General features: G+C 24.6%; 9 protein-coding genes. 3 read left to right on the forward strand and 6 right to left on the reverse strand.

The window, feature by feature from the left end:
• Positions 1-831, reverse strand: an 831-nt coding sequence (locus ACERKK_RS08585) for a tRNA pseudouridine(13) synthase TruD (protein ID WP_373772669.1), incomplete at its 3' end; no start/stop codon positions are given.
• A gap of 60 nt (positions 832-891) precedes the next feature.
• Between ACERKK_RS08585 and ACERKK_RS08590 the strand changes: the two genes are divergently transcribed.
• A complete protein-coding gene (locus ACERKK_RS08590) occupies positions 892-1,239 on the forward strand; it encodes a nucleotide pyrophosphohydrolase (RefSeq protein WP_373772670.1) in 348 nt (115 codons plus the stop codon).
• A 24-nt stretch (positions 1,240-1,263) separates the two neighbouring features.
• Here ACERKK_RS08590 and ACERKK_RS08595 read toward each other — a convergent pair whose 3' ends face one another.
• Together ACERKK_RS08595 and ACERKK_RS08600 are read right to left on the reverse strand one after the other, a co-directional pair.
• Positions 1,264-2,427, reverse strand: a complete 1,164-nt coding sequence (locus tag ACERKK_RS08595) for a hypothetical protein (protein WP_373772671.1) — start codon at positions 2,425-2,427, stop codon at positions 1,264-1,266.
• A 117-nt stretch (positions 2,428-2,544) separates the two neighbouring features.
• Positions 2,545-3,561, reverse strand: a complete 1,017-nt coding sequence (locus ACERKK_RS08600; protein ID WP_373772672.1) for a hypothetical protein — start codon at positions 3,559-3,561, stop codon at positions 2,545-2,547.
• Between the two features lie 108 nt (positions 3,562-3,669).
• Here ACERKK_RS08600 and ACERKK_RS08605 point away from each other — a divergent pair, with 108 nt between their 5' ends.
• A complete protein-coding gene (locus tag ACERKK_RS08605; RefSeq protein WP_373772673.1) occupies positions 3,670-5,439 on the forward strand; it encodes a diguanylate cyclase in 1,770 nt (589 codons plus the stop codon).
• Between the two features lie 5 nt (positions 5,440-5,444).
• On the opposite strand, the gene ACERKK_RS08610 is transcribed toward ACERKK_RS08605, so the two are convergent.
• Both ACERKK_RS08610 and ACERKK_RS08615 read right to left on the reverse strand, forming a co-directional pair.
• On the reverse strand, positions 5,445-6,137 hold the full coding sequence (locus ACERKK_RS08610) for a hypothetical protein (protein ID WP_373772674.1): 693 nt from the start codon (positions 6,135-6,137) through the stop codon (positions 5,445-5,447).
• 2 nt (positions 6,138-6,139) lie between these two features.
• On the reverse strand, positions 6,140-6,469 hold the full coding sequence (locus tag ACERKK_RS08615; protein WP_373772675.1) for a hypothetical protein: 330 nt from the start codon (positions 6,467-6,469) through the stop codon (positions 6,140-6,142).
• A 162-nt stretch (positions 6,470-6,631) separates the two neighbouring features.
• On the opposite strand from ACERKK_RS08615, the gene ACERKK_RS08620 reads away from it, so the two are divergent.
• Positions 6,632-7,717, forward strand: coding sequence for a methyltransferase (locus ACERKK_RS08620; protein ID WP_373772676.1), 1,086 nt, complete (start codon positions 6,632-6,634; stop codon positions 7,715-7,717).
• 74 nt (positions 7,718-7,791) lie between these two features.
• On the opposite strand, the gene ACERKK_RS08625 is transcribed toward ACERKK_RS08620, so the two are convergent.
• On the reverse strand, positions 7,792-8,339 hold a 548-nt coding region (locus tag ACERKK_RS08625; protein WP_373772677.1), incomplete at its 5' end, for a tetratricopeptide repeat protein.

The following is an 8,339-nucleotide window of genomic DNA, read 5'->3' on the forward strand; positions in this document are numbered from 1 at the left end:
ATCATCATATTTTTCTTCTATTTCTCTTGCTTTAAACATACTTCTAAATGCTTTTTTTCCTGGCAATAATCCAGTTGGAACAATTTTTTTATCTTTAAAATCTTTTTGCATTTCTTCTGTAATATTTTTAGGAGTAAAGAATTTATCACTTGAATATTCTCTAAATACATCCCCACCAACTACTTCAAAACTTTCATCACTCATTTTAAGACGTTCTACTAACCACTTATTAAAAAAATCACTTTGATAAGCAGATACTAACATTTTAGATATTTTTTTATCTCTAATTTGATAATCTTCATAAATATATCTTCTTGCTTTTTCTAAGTTTTCAGCACCATCGTGTCCAAATCTTTGAAATCCAAAATAGTTTGGCATTCCTATTTGTGAGATTTGTTTTAATAGTTTTTCAATTTTTCCAACATCTTCTGCTTTGACTTCATGTAAATTTATTTCAAACTTATTTCCAATTAAATCACCAATATTTAATTTTGTTCCATGAAGTGTTGTTTCTAAGATTTTGATTTTATTGTGTCTAAACTGTTTTAAATCTTTTGAATATTTTTTTGGAATAGAAATATATTGTGTTGTTGTTGCATTTTTATCTTTAAGACCTGCATATCCTAATTCATTTTCATAAATTTGAAGACCTTTTGATAAACTTTCAAGTAAATCCCATGTACCTAGTTTTGTTTTTTTTATTTTTGCAATAATAAAATTTCCACGACCTGCAAATTTTATTGGCACTTCTTCAACTATAAAATCATCAACATTTTGATAGAATTTAAAATCTAATTTTTCGTGTTTTTGTAAGAACTCTCTTTTTATCATATTTATATCTTTATTTAATTTTTTGTATTATAGTGAAATTATCATTTACCAAGGATTATTATGAATATGAAAAACATAGAAAACATCATTAAAGAGTTTTCCAAACAAAGAGATTGGGATAAATTCCACAATCCAAAAAATATTTCTATGGCATTAAGTGTTGAAGCATCAGAACTTCTTGAAATTTTTCAATGGTTGGATTTTGAGCAATCTGAGAACTTAAGTCCTGAAAAACATCAACATGCAAGAGAAGAAATAGCTGATATTGCTGTATATCTTATAAGAATGTGTATGACATTAAATATTAACTTAGAAGATGCAATAAAAGATAAAATGAAATTAAATGAGATTAAATATCCACTTAAAGATAAAGATGGAAATAAAATAAATTATGGAACAAAAAATTAAAAGATAAAGAAAATTCTTTATCTTTTAATGATAAGCATAAATTGGACTTTGAGTAATTTTAATATCTTTTGTCATTTCATTTCCAAAAATATCATATACTTTTTTAAACTCTGTTAGTTCAACAGGTTCTTCTTTTTGTGTCCAAACAATATCTAGTTTTTTGCCTTTTTTATTTGTACACGTTAAAACATGTAAACCACTTGCATCAGAATACTTTTCAACTTTACAATCTTGTAAAAAATCAATCATAGTTTTAAAAGCATAAAAAGCTTTTCTTTTTTCTAGTTTTCCCTTTTTTACATAAGTAAGCCCAAATGTTGAAGAAACTAATTGAAACCAAAATACCGATTGAACTTTTTTTGTTCCTAATGCTAACATATAATATCGAACCATATAGTTTGCATAATCAACTTCACTAATAGCAAACTCATTTGCCTCTTTTTGCTCTTTTATATGCCATGAAACTTCTGAAATAATTACATCATTTTTTGCTTTTATTGCTAATGTTGCAATTGAATAAATAGTATTTATTTGTTTTATTAAATCAAATGTAATCTTTTGTGGTTTTTCTGGAAAACCTTGTTTATCTACATATAAAAGTGCTGAAACTTTATCAAACTTTATAGCAAACTTATTAAACATTGTTCTTAGTGTACTTTTTAAATCAAAACCTTTTACACCTGAACCTATTAAAATATTGTTTTGAAATTTCTCATTTCTTACACTTTGAACAGTAGTATAAAAATCTAAATATTCACTAATACTAAAAAATCCCCATTTATTTTCATTTGTTGCATTTCCTATTTGGTAATTATTACAAATTCCTTTAAATGTAGAAAAAATCAAAGTGATATTTTCTCTTAGAAGTTTTTTATTTTCGATATTTTCTCTATCTTGGATAATATTTAAAGTGATATTTTTGCCCTTAAAAGACTCAACAAACTCTTTATATTTTGAAATATTATCAATATCTGATAATGGAATTCTAATCATTAAATCATTACAGCCTAATTCATCTACTAACTGTGCTTGTTCTTCATATTTGTCTATATTTACATTTAAAGCAAAGAAGTTTTTAAATTGATTGTTTTTACTTTTATAAACATACCCTAAAACAATTGTAAATGGTAGAAAAAATGCATTTACAAAATATGAATAGAGAGTGCTTTTTTTAGCATTTTTTTGCATCTGTTTTTCATAAGATTTATCTACTATTTCATTTGGTTCATCTAAAGTGTTATTCCATGTAAAGTGTTGATTTTTGATTTTATTTCCTTTTTTATTAATCTTTTTTGTAATAATATCCTATTTATTTACAATAAAGTCTAAAGAGGAAAGCAAACCCGCTGTTCCATCATTTTTTATATAAATTGATGAAGATTTTAGTTGAGCAAGACTATTATTTACTGAATTATTATAAGTAAATTCTGAAGAGACATCATTTAAATATAAAGCCCCTATTCCACTTTGACCTAAGGCAATTAGTTTATCTTCTCCATCTTCATTTTTTGTCCAAATACTTAAATCTTTAAATACCTCATCATTTTCATCTATCCAAGAGTTATTATCTTTATCATAGGCTCTTAACTCTTCAAACCCAAAGTTTGTTTGTGGTCCAAAAAGTTCACTACCATCATCAATTTTCCCATTGTGATTTTTATCCATTGCTAAAAAGCCATTGCCACTTTTTAATAATGGTACATTCTCTTTTTTCCCATCACTATTTAAATCAAACATAAATGTCATCTCTTCACTAATATTATCCAAGGCATTTATATTTCCATCATAGTTTATAACTAAGGGATCTAAAAAAGATATATTTTCAAATTGAATATTTTCACTATGTTTTTCATAAAATTCTTTTGAATATGATAGTTTTAAATCAATCTCAATATCTTTAGAATTTGTTTTTATTATTGCTTTAGAAGATATCTCTATTGAGTCCTTTTTTGTATATTCAAATGTACGTTCATATTTAAATACATGTTTTATAGCTTCTTTTTCTTCTAAAGGCTGTGCTTCATTTTTGTTTTTATAAGGATAAAGTTTGATTCCTTTAACTTTTAGAAAACCTTCTAAAATCAATTCAACAATAATTTTTGAAACCTTATGTATTTCAGTTAAATCACTCTCATAATTTTCTATTTTATAAAATTTGATTTCTTCTTTATTTAAGGTTTTATTATCTGTATCGTCTATTTTTTTATTTAAAGATGCAGTACTTAAAAGTGTTGTTTGAAAACTTGTTTTAGATTCAAGATTTATATCGTAACTATTTGAGCTTTTACTTTCTATATTTACATCTGATGATTGAATTTTCATAATTAATCCTTCTTATAATAAAGTTTACTATATGATTCATTAATTTTTATATTACAAAGTAAGTAATTTTTAAATAGAATAAGAAAATAAATAATAACAAGGAAAGTAATGAGATTAATATTGATTTTTTCAATTCTATTTGTCTATTCTCTTGCTCAAAATACAGTAATAATCAATTCTGATAAATTTAAATTTAAAGATTTTCAAGTTGGATATTTTATTAATGATAAGAAAAAAGTTGACTTTAAAGATATCCAAGATATTCAATTTAGCCAAGGAAAAAATAGTGATACCTTAGGTGCAGAAGTTAAAGATACATGGATAAAAATAAAATTATTTAATTCCACAAAAGATATACAAAATGTTTTTTTACATCAAGATATTGCTTATACCTTTTACTCTATTAAGTATTATGAAGTAAATGAAAAAGGAAATCTTCTTAATAAGCAAACTCTTAATCCTTTTGATACAAAAAATAGTGAACTTTATGGTGCTGATGCTATTTATAAACTTACACTAAAACCTCAAGAAAATAAAACTTTATATATAAGACAACATACTTTAGCTTACCATTTTTATAATTTTTCTATCTTTAGTGAAAAAGAGTCAAAAGAGTACTTAGTATATGAAAAAGTTGATGGAATTTTATTTGTTGGATTATTATTAGCCTTAGCTATTTATAATATGTTTATATTTATTTCTTCACGATATAAAGAGTATTTATACTACTCTTTATACCTATTTTCAGCAACTGCTTGGATATTTTATATGTATGGTTCATTAGCACATTATATGCATATTTATGGTGATATTGCTATAAGGTTTAATTTTGGACTAATGTTTACACCAGTTTTTATAGCACTTTTTGTTCAAACTATTTTCAAAACCAAAAATGAATATAAAACTGAACATAAGTTTTTAAATAGTGTGATTATATTATTGATTTTAAATTTTATCTATGCTCTTATTAACTTTGGTCATGCTTTAGAGTTATTATCTTTATCACTAAATTATGCACTGATTATATTTTTATTTATTAGTATTAGTATCTATAAAAAAGGTAATAAAATTGTTAAAATATTTTTATTAGCTCATACTTCTTATTTACTTTTTACACTTTATGCTCTGATGTTTTATACAGGAAATGTACCTTTTTCTTATATTTCATCTCATGGAATAGGTATTGGAATTGTAATAGAAGCACTAATGCTTTCTTATTTAGTATCTTACAAATTCAAAATAATGGAAGAAGAAAAAGAAGTACAAAGAGAACTTAAACAAAAAGCTATTGAAGAACAATACAAAACACAACGACAATTTTTAGAGCAATTAGAAATAGCACAATTAGCAAATCTAAATAGCGAAAAATTAAAAGATCTCAATAAAGAATTAAAAAATATATCTATTACAGATAAGTTAACATCACTTTATAATAGAGTAAAACTTGATGAAAGTTTAGAATATCATCTTAATTATTCACAAAGATATAATGAAACATTTGGAGTAATCATGGTAGATATTGACTTCTTTAAAAGTATTAATGATTCATTTGGACATCAAACAGGAGATATTGTATTAGTTGAGTTTGCAAATATCTTAAAAGCTAATGTTAGACAAACAGATATTGTCGGACGTTGGGGTGGTGAAGAGTTTATGATTATATGTCCAAAATCTAATTTAGAAGATACAAAAGTAATAGCAAAAAAAATAAAAGAAGAAATTGAAAATTTTGAATTCACAACTGTAAAAAATAAAACTGCAAGTTTTGGTATTAGTACATTTAAAAATAGTGATACTTTATCTGATATTGTACATAGAGCAGATAAAGCACTTTACCAAGCTAAAGAAAGCGGAAGAAATAAAATATGTGCAAATTAATATATTTATTCTATATTTAAAGTATTAGTCTCTACTTTTACTTTTATTTCTTCTTTTTGTGTTTGAATACTTTCTTTAGTTTTTTCTATTTTTTCAATCTCTTTTTCAGTATTAGTTTGAATTTCTTCTTTTGCTTCTACTTTCTTTTCTTCAACTTTTAATACTTCAGTTTTTGAATATTTCATTCTATTTTCAAATAATGATAAAGATACACTATTATAAAAACCTTGATACCATGCACTATTATTTATATTACCTGAACCTGTATTTACATATCTTCCTGTTAAAGGCACAGGTATTGGCAAGCTAATTCCAGCAGCTCCTAGTTGATGAAACTCTGATTTTATTTCTCTTGTATTATAACTTGCAATTGAAATTACATGTGTTTGATTTAATCCAACTTCTTTAAAAGATATTGACATAGTAATATCAGTTGCTGTCTCTTCATCCTCATTATATTGAGTACCTTTTGCTGTTAAAATACCATCTTTTTTTGTTACAGTTACAATATTTAAATTTGCTTGTAATAATGTTTTTTTAAGTGCTTCAAATACATCCTCAAGACCAAATACTAAGGTTCTTGTTTTATAACATGCATTATTATTCATACTCAAAGAACTTATATTTTCTGCATATAATGATGTCAATAGCATAGATAAAAATAAAGACAAACTAATAATTTTTTTAGAAAAAAACATTTTTAATCCTCTTTAATTTTTGGTAAATCACAACTAAAACTACCAATATTTGATACAATTCCATCTTTAAATTTAATTATAATATTTGTATATCTACCCTCTTGTGTATCTTCATTAATAATGCTTGATTCATATTTCCAAATCTCTTCATCATTAAATCTTTGTTTACTTGTTGGTTTTGATACTAAAATCTTTTGAACTTCTTTCTTTTTCATTCCTTTTTCAAGATTGAAACTAGCCTCATGAACATTTGGTAATTCTACTTTAGTAGAAGAACAACCTGTAAATAAAACAACACTAGCAAGAATTACCCCAAGTAATAATTTTCCCATTTTATCCCTTTTTTATTTTTTTTTGATAATAATATAATTAAATTAATTAAAAAAACATAAAAAATATTTTTATTTTGTTATTTGATGAATTGTTTCTATATCAATCTTAAAATAAGCCCTTATATACTACACTTGCACATAATATAAAGGGAATATAAATATATGAATAAAAACTTAGAATCTATCACGCCAGATAGACCAAATATCATAACTTCGCAAATTGAAGCAATTAGCTTCTATCGTAAAATGGATATCAAAGAAACAGTTAAAGAAATGATTGCAGGGAAATATGTAATTGTTGAAGAATTTTATAGTAATGGTTTACTTGTTTTAGGTGAACTAAAAAAGAGACTTTCATTTAAATACACAGATAAAAGTTTTCAAGGACAACGAGCATATAGAAGTGCTTTTAGAGAAGCATCTCATAGATTACTAATCAAAGTAAAAGAAAATAAATTAACTGTAAAAAAAGGTCCAAAAGTTGGTTGGTTAGAATTATTATATCCTGATGTTTCTGAGTTTTATGTATCTTTTCCTGAAGTTCAAGGAATGAATAGTTCATGGGAATGGTACAAAAAAGGTATTGAAATTAAGACTTTAGATATAACTTTAAAACCTTATTATAATACATACTTTCCAACAAGATTTGATCATTTAAAACTATTTGATAAATGGTTAAAAAAATATGATGGTTCAAAAGAAAAAGCTATTGAAATTGGAGTTGGTTCTGGTGTTTTATCATTTCAATTAATCCAAAATGGTTTTAACGATATTTTTGCAAGTGATACAAATAAAAATGCAATTATCGGTGTTTCACAAGAATGCGAAAGATTAGGATTTAAAGATAATATTACACTAAGTCAAGGTGATTTATTTGAAAATTGTGATGTAAAAGCAGATGTGATTGTATTTAATCCTCCTTGGATAAAAGCAAAACATAAACTTGAAGAAGGAATTGATAAAGCCATGTATTATGAAGATGGTTTATTTGATAGATTCTTTGAACAAGCTCAAAATCATCTTAAACCTGATGGAAAAATAGTAATGATATTTTCAAATCTTGCAGAAGTAATAGAAACACAAAGTGCTCATCCAATTATTGATGAACTAAGAAATAACGGTAGATTTAGAAAAGATTTACACCTTACAAGAGAAGTAAGAGCATCTTCAAGAAGAACAAAAAGAGAAGATAATAGAAAAAATGAAAAAGTTGAACTTTGGGTTTTAGCTGCTAAAACTAAAAAATAGTGAATATTAAAAAAGAGAAGTATTCTTCTCTTTTTTATTAGAACTACTTTAAATAAAAAGTATACTTCTTAAAATTAGATATCTTTACAGAGTTTACCTTTCTTAGCTTTTTTTTCTTTTTTGATATGAAAATCAACATCTTTTAGAATGTTTCTAGCATCAAATAATTCTTTTTTATGATAACCCGTATCTTTCCAAATATTAATAGCTTTTTCAATATATTCTTTGACTTTTTTACACTCTTTTAAATCTTGATAAATCAAAGATATATTATTGTAACTAGTTGCTAAATCAGGATGTTTATCTCCTAATATCTCTTCTGTTAATTTTAAAGATTTTTCTTGATATTCTAATGCTTTTTTTAATTCTCCCATAGCTTGGTAAATCATAGATATATTATTGTAATTTGTGGCTAATTCAGGATGTTTATCTCCTAATATCTCTTTTCTTAATTTTAAAGATTTTTCTTGATATTCTAATGCTTTTTGTAATTCTCCCATAGCTTGGTAAATCATAGATATATTATTGTAATTTGAAGCTAAATTAGGATGCTTATCTCCTAATATCTCTTCTGTTAATTTTAAAGATTTTTCTTGATATTCTAATGCTTTTTTTAATTCTC

The sequence above is a fragment of the Poseidonibacter sp. genome, from assembly GCF_041821165.1.
In the GTDB taxonomy this organism is placed as follows: Bacteria; Campylobacterota; Campylobacteria; order Campylobacterales; family Arcobacteraceae; genus Poseidonibacter.

Bases quoted from the DNA above. Each gene is read 5' to 3' on its own strand.
- ACERKK_RS08590 (WP_373772670.1), top strand. From the start codon at position 892: ATGAATATGAAAAACATAGAAAACATCATTAAAGAGTTTTCCAAACAA.
- ACERKK_RS08595 (WP_373772671.1), bottom strand. From the start codon at position 2,427: ATGCAAAAAAATGCTAAAAAAAGCACTCTCTATTCATATTTTGTAAAT.
- ACERKK_RS08600 (WP_373772672.1), bottom strand. From the start codon at position 3,561: ATGAAAATTCAATCATCAGATGTAAATATAGAAAGTAAAAGCTCAAAT.
- ACERKK_RS08605 (WP_373772673.1), top strand. From the start codon at position 3,670: ATGAGATTAATATTGATTTTTTCAATTCTATTTGTCTATTCTCTTGCT.
- ACERKK_RS08610 (WP_373772674.1), bottom strand. From the start codon at position 6,137: ATGTTTTTTTCTAAAAAAATTATTAGTTTGTCTTTATTTTTATCTATG.
- ACERKK_RS08615 (WP_373772675.1), bottom strand. From the start codon at position 6,469: ATGGGAAAATTATTACTTGGGGTAATTCTTGCTAGTGTTGTTTTATTT.
- ACERKK_RS08620 (WP_373772676.1), top strand. From the start codon at position 6,632: ATGAATAAAAACTTAGAATCTATCACGCCAGATAGACCAAATATCATA.